This is a genomic window from Caenispirillum salinarum (genome assembly GCF_044803115.1).
In the GTDB taxonomy this organism is placed as follows: domain Bacteria; phylum Pseudomonadota; class Alphaproteobacteria; order Rhodospirillales; family Rhodospirillaceae; genus Caenispirillum; species Caenispirillum salinarum_A.
This window is the reverse complement of sequence record NZ_CP085224.1, coordinates 2,619,354-2,633,241: the sequence shown is the minus strand read 5'-3', so window position 1 is coordinate 2,633,241 and position 13,888 is coordinate 2,619,354. Positions and strand designations below refer to the sequence as shown.

Annotated in this window: 16 protein-coding genes; 10 read left to right on the top strand and 6 right to left on the bottom strand. The window is 68.9% G+C overall.

What is annotated here, in order from left to right:
• Positions 1 to 9 precede the first annotated feature (9 nt).
• From LG334_RS12090 to LG334_RS12065, 6 genes are all read left to right on the top strand, one after another.
• Positions 10 to 261, top strand: a complete 252-nt coding sequence (locus LG334_RS12090) for a twin-arginine translocase TatA/TatE family subunit (RefSeq protein ID WP_009540067.1) — start codon at positions 10 to 12, stop codon at positions 259 to 261.
• A gap of 119 nt (positions 262 to 380) precedes the next feature.
• Positions 381 to 884 (top strand): Sec-independent protein translocase protein TatB, encoded by a 504-nt coding sequence (gene tatB, locus LG334_RS12085; RefSeq protein ID WP_404378436.1) that lies wholly within the window; start codon positions 381 to 383, stop codon positions 882 to 884.
• 3 nt (positions 885 to 887) lie between these two features.
• Complete coding sequence (gene tatC, locus LG334_RS12080) at positions 888 to 1,730, top strand: twin-arginine translocase subunit TatC (RefSeq protein ID WP_404378434.1); 843 nt, start codon at positions 888 to 890, stop codon at positions 1,728 to 1,730.
• Positions 1,731 to 1,859: 129 nt separating this feature from the next.
• On the top strand, positions 1,860 to 2,642 hold the full coding sequence (gene surE, locus LG334_RS12075) for a 5'/3'-nucleotidase SurE (protein WP_404378432.1): 783 nt from the start codon (positions 1,860 to 1,862) through the stop codon (positions 2,640 to 2,642).
• A gap of 29 nt (positions 2,643 to 2,671) precedes the next feature.
• A complete protein-coding gene (locus tag LG334_RS12070) occupies positions 2,672 to 3,292 on the top strand; it encodes a protein-L-isoaspartate(D-aspartate) O-methyltransferase (RefSeq protein ID WP_404386366.1) in 621 nt (206 codons plus the stop codon).
• A gap of 68 nt (positions 3,293 to 3,360) precedes the next feature.
• A complete protein-coding gene (locus LG334_RS12065; RefSeq protein WP_404378430.1) occupies positions 3,361 to 4,446 on the top strand; it encodes a LysM peptidoglycan-binding domain-containing protein in 1,086 nt (361 codons plus the stop codon).
• Positions 4,447 to 4,533: 87 nt separating this feature from the next.
• On the opposite strand, the gene LG334_RS12060 is transcribed toward LG334_RS12065, so the two are convergent.
• From LG334_RS12060 to LG334_RS12045, 4 genes are all read right to left on the bottom strand, one after another.
• A complete protein-coding gene (locus LG334_RS12060; RefSeq protein ID WP_404378429.1) occupies positions 4,534 to 5,136 on the bottom strand; it encodes a superoxide dismutase in 603 nt (200 codons plus the stop codon).
• A gap of 103 nt (positions 5,137 to 5,239) precedes the next feature.
• Entirely contained in the window at positions 5,240 to 6,526 is a 1,287-nt protein-coding gene (hpnE, locus tag LG334_RS12055) for a hydroxysqualene dehydroxylase HpnE (protein WP_404378428.1), read from the bottom strand.
• Positions 6,523 to 7,398, bottom strand: a complete 876-nt coding sequence (locus LG334_RS12050; protein ID WP_404378427.1) for a phytoene/squalene synthase family protein — start codon at positions 7,396 to 7,398, stop codon at positions 6,523 to 6,525. The genes hpnE and LG334_RS12050 overlap by 4 nt, the downstream gene beginning before the upstream one ends.
• Positions 7,395 to 8,291, bottom strand: a complete 897-nt coding sequence (locus LG334_RS12045) for a squalene/phytoene synthase family protein (protein WP_404378425.1) — start codon at positions 8,289 to 8,291, stop codon at positions 7,395 to 7,397. Before LG334_RS12045 ends, LG334_RS12050 begins: the two co-directional genes overlap by 4 nt.
• Before the next feature lie 102 nt (positions 8,292 to 8,393).
• Here LG334_RS12045 and LG334_RS12040 point away from each other — a divergent pair, with 102 nt between their 5' ends.
• Together LG334_RS12040 and LG334_RS12035 are read left to right on the top strand one after the other, a co-directional pair.
• A complete protein-coding gene (locus LG334_RS12040) occupies positions 8,394 to 9,263 on the top strand; it encodes a phytoene/squalene synthase family protein (protein WP_404378423.1) in 870 nt (289 codons plus the stop codon).
• Between the two features lie 259 nt (positions 9,264 to 9,522).
• Complete coding sequence (locus LG334_RS12035; protein ID WP_404378422.1) at positions 9,523 to 9,714, top strand: hypothetical protein; 192 nt, start codon at positions 9,523 to 9,525, stop codon at positions 9,712 to 9,714.
• 92 nt (positions 9,715 to 9,806) lie between these two features.
• Here the strand turns inward: LG334_RS12035 and trmFO are convergent, their stop codons facing one another.
• Positions 9,807 to 11,189 (bottom strand): methylenetetrahydrofolate--tRNA-(uracil(54)-C(5))-methyltransferase (FADH(2)-oxidizing) TrmFO, encoded by a 1,383-nt coding sequence (gene trmFO, locus LG334_RS12030; RefSeq protein ID WP_404378421.1) that lies wholly within the window; start codon positions 11,187 to 11,189, stop codon positions 9,807 to 9,809.
• A gap of 126 nt (positions 11,190 to 11,315) precedes the next feature.
• On the opposite strand from trmFO, the gene LG334_RS12025 reads away from it, so the two are divergent.
• A complete protein-coding gene (locus LG334_RS12025) occupies positions 11,316 to 11,771 on the top strand; it encodes a rhodanese-like domain-containing protein (protein WP_404378419.1) in 456 nt (151 codons plus the stop codon).
• Positions 11,772 to 11,887: 116 nt separating this feature from the next.
• Complete coding sequence (locus LG334_RS12020) at positions 11,888 to 12,304, top strand: DUF4170 domain-containing protein (RefSeq protein WP_404378417.1); 417 nt, start codon at positions 11,888 to 11,890, stop codon at positions 12,302 to 12,304.
• 116 nt (positions 12,305 to 12,420) lie between these two features.
• On the opposite strand, the gene LG334_RS12015 is transcribed toward LG334_RS12020, so the two are convergent.
• Positions 12,421 to 13,824, bottom strand: a complete 1,404-nt coding sequence (locus LG334_RS12015) for an MFS transporter (RefSeq protein WP_404378415.1) — start codon at positions 13,822 to 13,824, stop codon at positions 12,421 to 12,423.
• Between the last annotated feature and the right edge of the window lie 64 nt (positions 13,825 to 13,888).

The window sequence follows — 13,888 nt, the reverse complement described above, 5'->3', positions numbered from 1 at the left end:
GAAACGTTCATGGGTACTTTCAGCATCTGGCATTGGGTCATCGTCCTTCTGGTGGTCCTGGTCCTGTTCGGCGCCGGCAAGATTCCGCGGCTGATGGGTGACGTCGCCAAGGGCGTCAACGCTTTCAAGAAGGGTCTGAAGGAAGACGACGAAGGGTCTGAGGACAAAGCGAAGTCCGAGCCCAAGACCATCGAGGGCGGTGCCACGAGCAACACCACCTCGGTGAACAAGGAACGCGACGAGGAAGCCGCCAAGGGCTGATGCCCGGGGCTCCCCGCAACCCTATTCGGTGAAGGGGCGGCACGGTCGCTGGAGGCGGCCTTTCAAAGGTCACCTGCAAACCGTGCCGCCGCCGCCGTCTCTCTTCAAAGGTCTGGTTGATGCTCGATTTGGGCTGGCCTGAACTGGGCATGATCGTCGTCCTGGCGGTCCTGATCCTGGGCCCCAAGGAACTTCCCACGGCCATGCGCACCGTCGCCAAGTGGGTCAAGCGGATCCGCGGCATGGCGCGGGAATTCCAGGGACACCTGGACGACGTGGTGCGCGAGGCCGAGTTGCAGGAGGTGCGCGACGGCTTGAACAAGGCCAAGCGCATGGACCTCGGTCGCGAGATCGAAAAGGAGGTCGATCCCACCGGCGACTTCACCAGGGACCTGAACGAAGCCCGCAAGGATCTGGACCTGAAAAGCGTGCCCCGTCAGACCAAGACCGCCACCGAGACCCGCCCCACCGAGGACCCGGCCCGCCCCATCGCGGACGCAGCCGAGCCGGCCGAGGCCGCCAAGGCGTCGTCGGCCTCGTCCTCGGCCGATGCCCGCGAGCCCGAGGCAGCCGCTGCCTCCACGGAGCCGCAGCGGTCGGCCGGCGGCGAGAAGGGCGCCTGATCCATGGGCACCATTCAGGATAATCCCGAAGAGAACAAGATGCCGCTGCTTGAGCATCTGCTCGAGTTGCGCAAACGCCTGCTGTACTGCGTCGTCGCCTTCCTGGTGGCGTTCTTCGGCTGCTATTTCGTCGCGGAATATATCTACGGCTTCCTGGTTGCGCCGCTCGCCGAGATCATGGGCGAGGTCGGCGGCAGCCAGCGCATGATCTACACGGCGCTGACGGAAGCCTTCTTCACCTACATCAAGGTCGGTGCCTTCGGCGGCGTCGTCGTGGCCTTCCCGATCATCGCATGGCAGCTCTGGCGCTTCGTGGCCCCGGGCCTCTACCGCCATGAGAAAAAGGCCTTCCTGCCGTTCCTGGTGATGAGCCCGATCCTCTTCACCATCGGCGCGGCGCTGGTGTACTACCTGATCATCCCCATGGCCTGGCGCTTCCTGCTGGGCTTCCAGACCGGCGCCGGCGAGACCGTGCTGCCCATCGAGCTGGAAGCCAAGGTGGGCGAGTACCTGGGCCTGGTGATGAAGCTGATTCTGGCGTTCGGCATCAGCTTTCAGCTGCCGGTCGTGCTGACCCTGCTGGCCCGCGCCGGGCTGGTCACGGCCGACGGGCTGAAGGCCAAGCGGAAGTACGCCATCGTCGGCGTGTTCGTCATGGCGGCCATTCTGACGCCGCCCGACGTCATCAGCCAGGTGGGCCTTGCCCTGCCTCTCATCGCGCTGTACGAGATCTCCATCGTCACCGTCACGATGATGCAGAAGAAGCGCGAGGAGCAGTTGGGGGATGACGCCTTCGACGAGCTTGACGCCGACGGCGTGGACGAGACCGACTTCAACCAGTCGTGACGCCGGTGCCGCGCCGCCGCCCGCTTGCGGGTTCTGGCGGTGCGGCCGGCTCCGCTTCAGTCCCACCCACCACCAACCGCGCCGCCGACCGTCGACGCGAGGCGCGCGGGCCATGAGGCACCGCCTGCGATGTTCGAGCCCATCACCGATCTGTCCGAAGCCCGCATCCTCATCTCCAATGACGACGGCATCAACGCGCCGGGCATCAAGTTGCTGGAAGAGGTGGCCCTGACGCTCACCGACGACGTCTGGGTGATTGCACCGGAAGGAGAGCAAAGCGGCGCCGGTCATTCGCTGACGCTGCACAGCCCGTTGCGCTACCGCAAGGTGAAGGAACGGCACTACGCCGTCGACGGCACGCCGACCGACGCGGTTCTGCTGGGCGTGAACCGGCTGGTCGAGGACCGCCGGCCGACCCTGCTGCTGTCGGGCGTGAACCGGGGTGCCAACATCGGCGACGACGTGACCTACTCGGGCACCATCGCGGCCGCCATCGAGGGTACGCTGCTCGGCGTGCAGTCCATGGCGTTGTCGCAGGTCTTCCGCCACCCCGACCCGCTGCCGTGGGACACCGCGCGCAGCCACGCCGCCGACGTCATCCGCCGTTGCTGCGCCGCCGGCTGGGCGCGGAACGTCGCCATAAACGTCAACTTTCCCAACTGCGGCCCCGACGAGGTGAAGGGCGTCGAGGTGGTGCGCCAGGGCAAGCGCAAGCTCGGCGACCACCTGATTGAGCGCCACGATCCCCGCGGCCGGCCCTATGTGTGGATCGGCCCGGCGCGCAACGAGGACACCACCGTCGTCGGCACGGACATCGAGGCCGTCCACCGCAATGTCATCGCCGTCACGCCGCTGTGCGTCGACCTGACGCACCAGCCCACCATGTTGTCGCTCAAGCAGGTATTCTCGTGATCGACGAAACCCACAAGGCCCAGCTCATCATGGAACTCCGCCGCCAGGGCGTCGCCGACCAGCGCGTCCTGGAGGTCATGGAGCGCATCCCGCGCGAGCTGTTCGTGGAAGACCTCTACCAGGACCAGTCATACGCCAACCGCGCCCTGCCCATCGGCTGCGGCCAGACGATCAGCCAGCCCCTGGTGGTCGGCCAGATGACCCAGGCGCTGCAGGTGGACAAGCGCATGAAGGTGCTGGAAATCGGCACCGGCTCGGGCTACCAGGCGTCGATCCTGGCCAAGCTGTGCCGCCGGCTCTACACCATCGAGCGCCACCGGCCGCTGCTGCGCGTCGCCGAGGCGCGGTTCCGCCAGCTCGGCCTGCACAACATCCACACCATCATCGGCGACGGCAACAGGGGCTGGCCCGAGCAGGCGCCCTTCGATCGCATCATGGTCACCGCCGCCGCAGCGCGCGAGATCCCCCAGACGCTGCTGGACCAGCTCAAGCCCGGCGGCATCATGATCCTGCCCGTCGGCCCGACCGCCGGGCAGGACCAGGACCTGCTGCGCGTCCTCAAGGACGAGGACGGCCAGGCCCATGTGGAGCGCCTGTTCCCCGTGCGCTTCGTGCCGCTGGTGGAAGGGTTGCCCGTCGGCAACGGCTGAGGCGCTTTGACATCACCGGAGACAACAACGCGTTGAGCGGAGGGCCAAGCCCGTATAGGCTGTCGGCCATGACGACCCGCGTCCCACCATCGCCACCGCGCCGGCCGCACGGGCGGCGCTTCCGCATCCTGGCCTGTGCCGCGCTCGGCCTGGCCCTGAGCGGCTGCGTGCAATGGGATGCAGCGCCTCGCTATCCTGGCTACCAGCCCGCAGGCGGGGCCGTCGTCGACGGCCGGGTGCCGGGGCAGGTGGTGGTGCAGAGGGGAGACAGCGTCTACGCCATCGCACGGCGCTACGGCGTGCCCATGCGCCGGATCATCGAGATCAACCGCCTCAATCCGCCCTACATGCTCTATCCGGGGCAGACTCTGCGCATGCCGGCGCAGGAGGTCTACCGAGTGGCGCGGGGCGATACCCTCTACGGCATCTCCCGCAGCTTCGGCGTCAACATGAACACGCTGGCGCGGGTGAACGAACTGCGGCCGCCCTACACCATCTATCCCGGCCAGCCGCTTGTCCTGCCGGGGCGGGTGGAAACGGCCGTTGCGCAGGCGGGGCCGGTGCCGGCCCCGAGGGCGGCGCAGTCGTCCGGCGACCGCAGGCCCGATCCGCCGCCGCTGCTGGTGGACCGCCAGCGGGCGCCGGAGACGCCCTCCACGCCCTCCACCGGGGCGGCGCCCCGCCCCGCGGAGACGCAGGTGGCCGAAGCCTCGCCGCCGCCGGCTCCCGTGGACACGCGGCCGCCGGCGCGTTCCGGCGGGCGGTTCGGCTGGCCGGTGCAGGGCCAGATCATCAGCAAGTACGGCCCGGCCGGGGCGGGCCTGCACAATGACGGAATCAACATCGCCGTGCCCGAGGGGACGCCCGTGCGGGCGGCCGAGAACGGCGTGGTGGTCTATTCCGGCAACGAACTGCGTGGTTTCGGCAACCTGCTGCTGCTCAAGCACGACGGCGGCTGGATGACGGCCTATGCCCACAACAGCAAGCTTCTGGTGGAGCGTGGCGCGACCGTGCAGCGCGGCGACGTGATCGCGCACTCGGGCCAGACAGGCAATGTCGACCGCCCGCAGGTCCACTTCGAGATCCGCAAGGGCTCCAAGGCGGTCGATCCCATGGCGCACCTGGACGGGCGCGGCGTGGCCATGCTGCGGTAGCGGCGGCCCTGGCGGCCGACAACGGAAAAGGGCGGAGCCGCGAGGCTCCGCCCTTTTTCATGAACCACTCGCCGGTCCGGTCGGCGCTCAGGCGCCGGCCTTTTCCAGCTGCTCGTTCACGTGGTCCCAGTTGACCAGGTGGTCCAGGAACGCCGCGACGAAGTCGGGGCGGCGGTTCTGGTAGTCCAGGTAGTAGGCGTGCTCCCACACATCCACGGTCAGCAGGGCCGTGGCACCGTGAACCATCGGGTTCTCGGCGTTGGGGGTCTTCATGATGTCCAGCTTGCCGTCCTTGGCGACCAGCCACGCCCAGCCGGAGCCGAACTGAGTCTTGGCGGCGTCGGTGAACTTTTCCTTGAAGGCCGCGTACCCGCCAAGATCGCTGTCGATCTTCTCGGCCACCTTGCCGGTCGGCTCACCGCCGCCGCCCTGCTTCATACAGTGCCAGAAGAAGGTGTGGTTCCACACCTGCGCGGCATTGTTGAACACGCCGGTGTTGCCGGACTTCCAGGCCTCGTGGATGACGTCTTCCAGCGGCTGGGTGGCCAGCGGCGTGTCCTTGGTCAGGTTGTTCAGGTTGGTGACGTAGGTGTTGTGGTGCTTGCCGTGGTGGAACTCCAGGGTCTGGGCCGACATGTGCGGTGCCAGGGCATCCTTGGGATACGGCAGCGGGGGCAGTTCGAAAGCCATTACCAACCTCGCAATATTCGGGTTTTGGAAAGAGTCTAAACGAGGCGTTTAGATAAGCCGCGGCGGCGCGATGTTGCAAGCCTCGTGGCGAAGAAATTCCCTCTCACTCCACCGGGCCGTGCAGCGCGGGGATTGTCCTTGCGGTGCGCGCCGCCGTTACGCCGGACCTTACGGCGCCCTCCACGGTGCAGGGATACCCCGTGGCGGTCCAGTCTCCGGCCAGCAGCAGGTTGCCGAGGCCGGTGCGCGGACCGGGGCGCCGGGTATCGATGCCCGGCGTATGGGCAAGCGTCGCCCTTCGCTCCCGCACAACGCGGCTTGGCGGCGGCGGGTTGCCGATGTGGGAGAACGCGGGCACGCGCACCACATCCGACCACAGCCGTGCCGCAACCTCCTCGTCGGCGTGCACCGCCAGCGCATCGGCCGCGCTGACCGTCACCGACAGCACGTCGCCGCGCACGAACAGCCAATGCGCCTGTCCACCGATCAGGCCGAGGAACCCCGGCGGCGGCAGGTCAACGGGCGCCGGCAGGCGGAAATGGGCGTTGAGGATCGCGCGCGTCTCCAGCCCCTCGGGCGCCAACTCCGGCAGCAGCCTGCCGGCCGCAAAGGCGGGCAGGGCGGAGACAACCACATCCCCGGGCGCGACCGGAACGGTGCCGGACCGCGTGCGCAAGGCGGTGACGCGGGCGTCTTCGATCTCCAGGCCCTTCACCGGGTCCGTCAGCCGAACGTCGGCGCCCCGCGCCTCCAGCCATTCGACGGCGGGTGCCACCAGGGCGGCGTCGAGGCCTTCGGGAAAGAGCCACGGCCGGCAGGCCGGCTCCCCGCGCAGCAGGCTGTCGCGGACGACGGCGCGAAAGCTGGCGGCGCAGGCCTCCGCCGGTGCGGTGTTCATCACGGCCTCGGCGATGGGATACCAGACGCGGTCGTAGAGCGGCCCGGTCAGCGCCTCGGCCACGCTGGTGCCCTGTGGAGCCCGGAACAGCCGCCACAGGGCGCTCAGGTGATCCATGGCGGTCGAACCGGGCGCCCGGCGGCCGCCCGCGAAGATCCACCAGGGCAGGGGGCCTGCGTTGGGGCGGACGCTGAAGGCCGTGCCGTCGCGCAGGTCATGGAAGGCGAACACCGCCGGCGTCACCTCCACCACGTGCTTCCAGCCACCGGTGGTCTCCAGAAGCCGTCGGGTCTCGGTGTTGGCGGACAGCATGAGGTGGCTGCCGTTGTCGAGAACCCGGTCCAGCGCCGGGTCGTGGTAGGAGCGGCAGCGCCCACCGGCGCGCGGCGCGCTGTCGTGGACGGTGACGGCCCAGCCCTCGCGAACGGCCTCCACCGCGCAGGCGAGGCCGGCCATGCCGGCACCGACGACATGAAGGTGCCGACCGCTCATGCGGCACCGCGGAGCCGATGCCGCAACACACGGGCTGCCAGGGCCATCCGACCGGGCGGAGGCAGCGGGGGGAAAACCGTGCCGTGGCCCTGCGCCTGCAGCGTCTCCAGCAGGTCTTCGTGAGCCTCCAGCACCGCCCGCAGGAAGGGGCGGGCGGGCAGCGCCACCTCGGGCAGCATGAGGCGTGCGTCGAGGAAGCGTTCGGATGCGGTCGCGGCCACGGGCCCGCAGGCGGCGCCCAGGGCGGGATGCTCCAGCACCTCGGCCGTGCTGGCGGCAACGATTCCTGCTTCCGCCAGGGCTTCTCGCGGCAGGCACAGGCGCCCGGCACGGGCGGCCGATCCCAGGTCGCGCAGCAGCGTGGTCAGGCGCATCGCGTCGCCCAGCGCCAGGCCAAAGCAGCCGGCGGCGTGGCTGGTGTCGCCCAGGACGGCGGTCAACAGGATGATCAGCGCCCCGCCCGAGCGCCGAGCGTAAAGCCGCAGGTCGCACTGCGGCGGCGCCACCATGACGCCGCCTGCGTCCATGTCGGCGGCCAGCACCAGGTTCTCCAGTTCCGCCCTGGGCAGGCGGTGACGATGGAGCGGCTGTTGCAGGGCGATGGTCACCGGCGTGGCCGGAAGCCCTGCTTCCAGCGCATCCAGTTCAAGGCGCCAGGCCGCCAGCCGGCCACGCCGTTCCGGACGCGGCGCCGTTCCGTCGGCGACCGCCTGCACCTCGGACCTGAACGCCAGCACCGCGCGCGCGGCATCGCGCCGGTCGCGCGGCACAAGCGGCAGGGCCCAGTCCAGGGCGTCGATCCGTCCGATGGACGTGAAGGCGCCCGCCCCGGTCGTGCCCGGACGGCCCGCGGTGGTGGCGGCGGCCGTCATGGCCGACCCCCAAGCCCGCTCCAGGCACCGCGCAGGGCGGCGGCGGCCCAGTCAATGCGGCTTGCCTTCGTGTCCTCGGTCTCGGGAGCGTCGGGGCGCAGGCGGGTGGACAGACGCCTCGCCAGTTCCACCACCATGCGGGCCTGCATGGTCAGCCCCCGCTCGCCGATATGGCCGGGCAGACGGTCGGCCTCGGCGATCAGCGCGTCAGTGCGGTCCAGCGCCTCCAGGATCAGCGGCCGGAACAGGTCCGGCGTCGGGATGCGGGCCAGGTCCTCGGCATGGCCGCCGGCGGACTCGATCCACTCCAGCGGCAAATAGAGGCGATGCAGGCGCGTCCAGTCTTCGCGCAGGTCCTGCAGGTGGTTGAGGATCTGTAAGGCCGTGCACAGCGCATCCGACGGCCGGTCCGCGGCATCCGGGGCACCATGCAGGCGCAGCAGGAAGCGCCCCACCGGGTTGGCGGAGTTTTCGCAATAGGCGATCAGGTCGCTCCAGGTGCGGCAGGTCAGCCCGCGGGAGTCGTCGCGAAACGCGATCAACAGGTCGCTTGCCACCCGCAGCGGCACGCACCGCTCGTGCAGCATTGGGCGCAGGGTGGCGGCCTCGGGCGAAAGGGCCGGGTCCTCGCGCCCTTCCAGCACCGCCTGCATGACGTCCAGGGCGGCCACCTTGACGTCGGGCGTCAGCGTCTCGGAGTCCGCCACGTCGTCGGCCGTGCGGGCAAAGCGGTAGTAGGCGGCGACCACCGGCCGGTGCCGCCGCGCCAGCAGGGCCGAGGCGACGGGAAAGTTCTCGTCGCCCATTCCCTTGCCCGACAGCGCCGCGCGCACGGCTTCGGTGATCTCCGTCGCCGGTGCGGCGTCCGGCGCGGAGGCGGTGGAGCCTGACATGGCACGCCTTTTCTCAGCGAAACGAACCCTATATATGGCACAGCACGCCGCGTCGCGCCAAACGATGCCGACAGGCAACCCGCGCAACAGGAAAGGACCCAGATGCCCGACAGCGCCCGACAGCCGCGCACCCCCGACCTGTCCATGATCGGAGAGGAGGTGCGCCGCCAGGATCGCGACCGCTTCATGACGGCCCTTTTTGCGCCTCAGGACCGTCGCGAGGACCTTTTCGCGCTGTACGCCTTCAACGCCGATGTGGCGGGCATCCGGGAAAAGGTGAGCGAGCCCATGATGGGCCTCATGCGCCTGCAGTTCTGGCGTGACCTGCTGGAGGGCGTCTTCGAAAAGGACACGCCGCCGCCGACGCATCCGACGGCCGAAGCGCTGATCGGTGCGATTCGGCGCCGCAACCTGCCGCGCGAGCCCTTCGAGACGTTGCTGGAGGCGCGCGAGCGGGACATGGACGACCAGCCGCCGGAGGACCGCGAAGCCTTCCTGTCCTATGCCTGCGACACCGGCGGAAGCGTCCAGCGCCTTGCCGCCTGCGTTCTGGGCGCCGCGGACGAGGAGACGCTGGCGGCGGCGGACGCGGTTGGCACCGCCTGGGCGATCACCGGCCTGCTGCGCGCGGTGCCGTTCCACGCCGCCCAGAACCGGGTATACCTGCCGGCAGCGGAGTTGACGGGGCGCGGCATCGACGGATACGTGGTGGCAGCCGGCAAGCCGCACGATGCCATCGCTGCGGTCGCCGGGGACCTGGCGGGCGAGGCGCGGGCGCGTCTGGCCGAGGCGCGCGGCCTCCGCGGGCGGGTGAGCCGCGCCGCACTTCCGGCGCTTTTGCCCGCCGTTCTCGCCGATGGGTATCTAAAGCGCTTGCAACGGCTGGGCTGGAACGTGTACCACCCCGACCTGCGCCGCGTCGACGTCCGGCCACTCCGTTTGACCGCGGCGGCATTCCTGAGCCGGTACTAGGGTTTACCGACGGGCCGGCGGAGTTCCGCCACATCATGTCGTGGGGGAGGGTAGGGCGCACCCCTTTATATCGGTCTTATGCCGAGTCCTACGACCACGAGTCGTCCGGTGGTATCTACGCCTACCGGTTAAGCCGCATTTGGCGGTAAATCAGGGACTTGATTCCGATTCGCTGCGGGCGTACTTTAACAGCGTGGGCCTAAACGACGGGACGTGTTCCCGTTCCGGTTGAGACCGATCCCGAGGGACGGAGGGCGAAATGAATCCCAGAAATGCGACTTTCGGCCAGCATCTGGCCGCCGTAGCGTGGGTGATCGCCGTCAGTCTCATGTTCCACGGCCTGATGGGCCTGGGCGGCTGGCAGTCCGGCAGCGCCGAGGCACACACGGCCCTGGAGGGTGAACTGTTCGAGACTGACGACGACGGCTATCGGCTGCGCAGCCTCCACTGACGGTCCCCGACCACGTTTCCCCGACACGACGACGCCCCCGATACTGGTCGGGGGCGTCGTTCGTTTTCGGGGCAGGCCTTGATCGCGATCAGTCAGGCGGCCTGCGTGTCGTCGCCCGGAACGGGCAGGGCGGAGGCCGCCAGCCAGTCCGTGAAGTCCTTCTTGGCGCGCGCCGTATAGGCCGCCTTGCGGTCGCGGCCCTTGATCTTCTTGCCCGTATCCGGATTGCGCAGAATGTCGGGCAAAAGCCCGAAGTTGACGTTCATGGGCTGGAAGGTATCGGCTTCCGCCCCGCCGGTGATGTGGCCCAGAAGCGCGCCCATGCCGGTGGTCGGCGGCGGCGGCGCCTGCTCCAGCCCCAGGCGTTCCGCGGCGGCAAAACGACCGGCGACCAGACCCATGGAGGCGCTTTCCACATAGCCCTCGCAGCCTGAGATCTGGCCGGCGAAGCGCAGGCGCGGCATGGCCTTCAGCCGCTGGCGCTCGTCCAGCAGGCGCGGGCTGTTGAGGAAGGTATTGCGGTGAATTCCGCCCAGCCGCGCAAACTCGGCGTTTTGCAGTCCCGGAATCATGCGGAAGATTTGCTTCTGCTCGCCCCACTTCAGCTTGGTCTGGAAACCGACCATGTTGTAGAGCGTGCCCAGCGCGTTGTCCTGGCGCAGTTGCACCACCGCATAGGGCTTGACCGTCGGATCGTGCGGATTGGTCAGGCCGATCGGCTTCATGGGCCCGTAGGTGAGCGTCTGGCGCCCGCGTTCGGCCATCACCTCGATGGGCAGGCAGCCCTCGAAGTAGGGGGTGCCTTCCCACTCCTTGAACTCGGTTTTCTCGGCAGCCAGCAGGGCGTCCAGGAAGGCGTCGTACTGCTCCCGGCTCATGGGGCAGTTGATGTAGTCGGTGCCGGTGCCCTTGTCGTAGCGCGACTGGAACCACGCGGTGTCGAAGTCGATGCTGTCCTTGTAGACGATGGGCGCGATGGCGTCGAAGAAGGCCAGGCTGTCCTCACCGGTCAGCGCGGCGATGGCCTCGGCCAGCGGAGCACTGGTCAGCGGGCCGGTGGCGATGATGACGCTGTCCCAGTCCTCCGGCGGCAGGCCCGTGACCTCGCCGCGCTCTATGGTGACGAGCGGGTGCGCCTCCAGTTCTGCCTGGACGGCCCGGGAGAACCCCTCGCGGTCGACGGCGAGCGCCCCGCCGGCGGGGACGGCGCAGGCGTCGGCGCAGCGCAGGATCAGCGAACCGGCACGGCGCATCTCCCAGTGCAGCAGGCCGACGGCGTTGTGGTCGTCGTCGTCGGAACGGAAGGAATTGGAGCACACCAGCTCCGCCAGACCATCGGTCTGGTGGGCGTCGGTGCGGCGGACCGGACGCATCTCGTGCAGCACGACGGGAACGCCGGCGCGGGCCAGTTGCCACGCCGCCTCGGACCCGGCGAGACCGCCGCCGATGATATGAACAGGGCGAATATCGGACATGGCGCCTCATGTAGTCGGTGCGCGGGGCGCTGTCCAGCGTTGACTTGCGCGCGCGCGGCCCCATTCTATGTGCGCCTTTCGCGGCCCACCCCAACCGGGCGGCCGCCCACCGCTTCGGAGCCTCCAATGGACCAGTTTCTCGACGGCATCAGCCAATTCTTCGGCAGCGACATCATGGCCGCCATCGCGGCGGGCTTTGCCGCCCTGCTGCTGGTGAAGGTCATCCCGCGGCTGATCGCGGGCGCGCCGTTCGTGCCGCCGCGCGAGGTCAAGAAGCGGCTGGACTCGGGCGAGGACGCGCTGGTCATCGACGTGCGCGAGCCGCACGAGTTCAATGATGCGCTCGGCCACGTGCCCGGCGCGCTGAACCTGCCCATCTCGCAACTGACCAGCCGCGCCAAGACCCTGAGCGAGGACCTCAAGGCCTATGCCGACACGCCCGTCTACCTGGCATGCAAATCGTCAAACCGGGCGGCCTCGGCGGCGCGGACGCTGAAGGGCGCGGGCCTGCGCAACGTGCAGGTGGTGGCGGGCGGCATGATGAAGTGGAACCGCCAGGGCCTGCCTGTCCAGCGCGGCTGATCCGCCGCCCGCGGCGGCCGGCGGCGGTGGCCAAGTTCATGGTTTCAACAAAAGGCCGAAGGGCTTATACAGGGCCCCGTCGTTTCATCGCCAGTCATCGAGGAGACCGGGGCGTCATGAAGAAATCCTACTACGTCATCGGCGGCGAATACGCCGACACCAGCTTCACCAAGCCGGCGCCGGGCACGGAGCTGGAAAAGCACGGTCCCTTCACCGAACTGGAGGCCCACAACTTCTGGCGTTCCATCACCGGCCAGACCGTGGACAACGCCATGGTCCGCTACGTCGTGAAGAACGAGGACGAGCTGCCCGACCAGCAGTTCTATGTCGTCGGCGGCGAGTACAAGGACACCAGCTTCACCGAGATGGCGCCGGGCCGCGAGTTCGAGGTCTACGGCCCATTCCAGAAGCAGCAGGCCCTGGACTTCTGGCGCGGCCTGACCAGCCAGACCATCGACAGCGCCACGCACCGCTATGACATCGTCACCAATCCGGAACGCACCCGCGAGAAGAAGGCGCAGGAAGCTTCCTGACCCGCAAGTCGGCGCGGTCCTGATCGACAGTCCCCCAGTCTCCCGGACCGCCGCGCGCTGCGGACAAAGATAGAGAAGGCCCGGCCGGATGTGCTTCCGGCCGGGCCTTCGCGTGTTCAGGAGGATGAGGCGTCGCGCTCCGTGTCCTGGCCGTGCTCGGCCTCTTCGGCCTCTTGGGCCTCCGCGGCGGCTGCTTCGGCCTGCTGTTCCTCAAAGGCTTCCTCGGCCACCTCCACGGCGGCCACGGTGGCGACGGCGCTGGTGGCGTAGGAGCCGCCCAGGTAGACCGCAGGCGCCTGGTCCTCGGCCGGCACGGCGTCGCGCTGGGCGACGCGCCAGGACGCATAGAGGCCGAGCGCCACATGAACCACGACAAAATAAAGGAAGAATCCGTCCGGCCCCAGCGCCTCCACCGAGAAACCGGCCGCCAGGGTGCCGACGGTGGAGCCCAGCCCCGACATGAGCACCAGCGTCGACGAGGCGCCGACCATCTTCTTGAAGGGGACCCGGTCGTTGGTCTGCGCCACGGCCAGCGAATACATGGAGAAGGACAGCCCGCCCAGACCGGCGGCGGCGATCAGGGCGGGGACGGTGCCGGGCTCCAGGACCAGCGCGACGGCGGCGACGCAGGCCGCCAGCAGGGTGACGGCGGTCATCACCTTGCGGCGGTCGTAGCGGTCCGACAGGCGTCCGACCGGCCACTGGACGATCACGACGCCGATCAACGCCACCGACACGAAGATCGACACCAGCGAGCGCGACAGGCCCGCCTCCTGCGCATAGACGGCGGCGACGCCGACCAGGGCGCCATTGGACATGCCGGCGGCCACCATGCCCGTCATGCCCAGCGGCGCCAGCTTGTACAACTCGCGCAGGCGCATCTTTTCCGGCGCTTCGAAAGGCGGGGCGCCGCCGACCGTCAGCAGGATGGGCACCAGGGCGGCGGACACCAGCACCGACACCACCACGAACAACACGAAGCCGCCGGGGTCGGCGATGTTCAGCAGCAGCGGCCCCGCCCCCATGCCGGCCATGCAGACCACCATGTAGATGGACAGCATCTGGCCGCGCGTCTCGTTCTGGCTCTGGTAGTTGAGCCAGCTTTCCGCCACCACCACTAGGCCGGCGAAGGAGAAGCCGGTCAGGATGCGCATGGCCGTCCAGACGATGGGGTCGACGTAGAGCGTGTGCAGCAGAACGGCGATCGACGCCACGGACGCCAGCGCGGCGAACACCCGCACATGCCCGACCCGCGCCACCAGCCCGGGCGCGAACAGCGATCCCACGGCAAAGCCCGCGAAGTATCCCGACTGAATGATGCCGGTGATGCCCGGCGGGAAACCTTCCAGGATGGAGCGCACGCCGAGCAGGGTGCTCTGCAGGCCCGTGCCCAGCATCACCAGGCCCATGCCGAACAGCAGGGCCCAGCACAGCATGACCGCCTGAAAAAGCGACGCGCCCCCACTGGCCGCCGTGGCGTCGGTGGAGGAGGAGAGCGGGGCGGAAACGGAATCGCTCATGTAGGGCTTCCTGGCGCCGGCGGTCTTTTCAAGCAAGAGCGAAGCATCGCCCGGCAGCCGTGTA

Coding starts and splice junctions, on each gene's coding strand:
- LG334_RS12090 (WP_009540067.1), top strand. CDS start 10: ATGGGTACTTTCAGCATCTGGCATTGGGTCATCGTCCTTCTGGTGGTC.
- tatB (WP_404378436.1), top strand. CDS start 381: ATGCTCGATTTGGGCTGGCCTGAACTGGGCATGATCGTCGTCCTGGCG.
- tatC (WP_404378434.1), top strand. CDS start 888: ATGGGCACCATTCAGGATAATCCCGAAGAGAACAAGATGCCGCTGCTT.
- surE (WP_404378432.1), top strand. CDS start 1,860: ATGTTCGAGCCCATCACCGATCTGTCCGAAGCCCGCATCCTCATCTCC.
- LG334_RS12070 (WP_404386366.1), top strand. CDS start 2,672: ATGGAACTCCGCCGCCAGGGCGTCGCCGACCAGCGCGTCCTGGAGGTC.
- LG334_RS12065 (WP_404378430.1), top strand. CDS start 3,361: ATGACGACCCGCGTCCCACCATCGCCACCGCGCCGGCCGCACGGGCGG.
- LG334_RS12060 (WP_404378429.1), bottom strand. CDS start 5,136: ATGGCTTTCGAACTGCCCCCGCTGCCGTATCCCAAGGATGCCCTGGCA.
- hpnE (WP_404378428.1), bottom strand. CDS start 6,526: ATGAGCGGTCGGCACCTTCATGTCGTCGGTGCCGGCATGGCCGGCCTC.
- LG334_RS12050 (WP_404378427.1), bottom strand. CDS start 7,398: ATGACGGCCGCCGCCACCACCGCGGGCCGTCCGGGCACGACCGGGGCG.
- LG334_RS12045 (WP_404378425.1), bottom strand. CDS start 8,291: ATGTCAGGCTCCACCGCCTCCGCGCCGGACGCCGCACCGGCGACGGAG.
- LG334_RS12040 (WP_404378423.1), top strand. CDS start 8,394: ATGCCCGACAGCGCCCGACAGCCGCGCACCCCCGACCTGTCCATGATC.
- LG334_RS12035 (WP_404378422.1), top strand. CDS start 9,523: ATGAATCCCAGAAATGCGACTTTCGGCCAGCATCTGGCCGCCGTAGCG.
- trmFO (WP_404378421.1), bottom strand. CDS start 11,189: ATGTCCGATATTCGCCCTGTTCATATCATCGGCGGCGGTCTCGCCGGG.
- LG334_RS12025 (WP_404378419.1), top strand. CDS start 11,316: ATGGACCAGTTTCTCGACGGCATCAGCCAATTCTTCGGCAGCGACATC.
- LG334_RS12020 (WP_404378417.1), top strand. CDS start 11,888: ATGAAGAAATCCTACTACGTCATCGGCGGCGAATACGCCGACACCAGC.
- LG334_RS12015 (WP_404378415.1), bottom strand. CDS start 13,824: ATGAGCGATTCCGTTTCCGCCCCGCTCTCCTCCTCCACCGACGCCACG.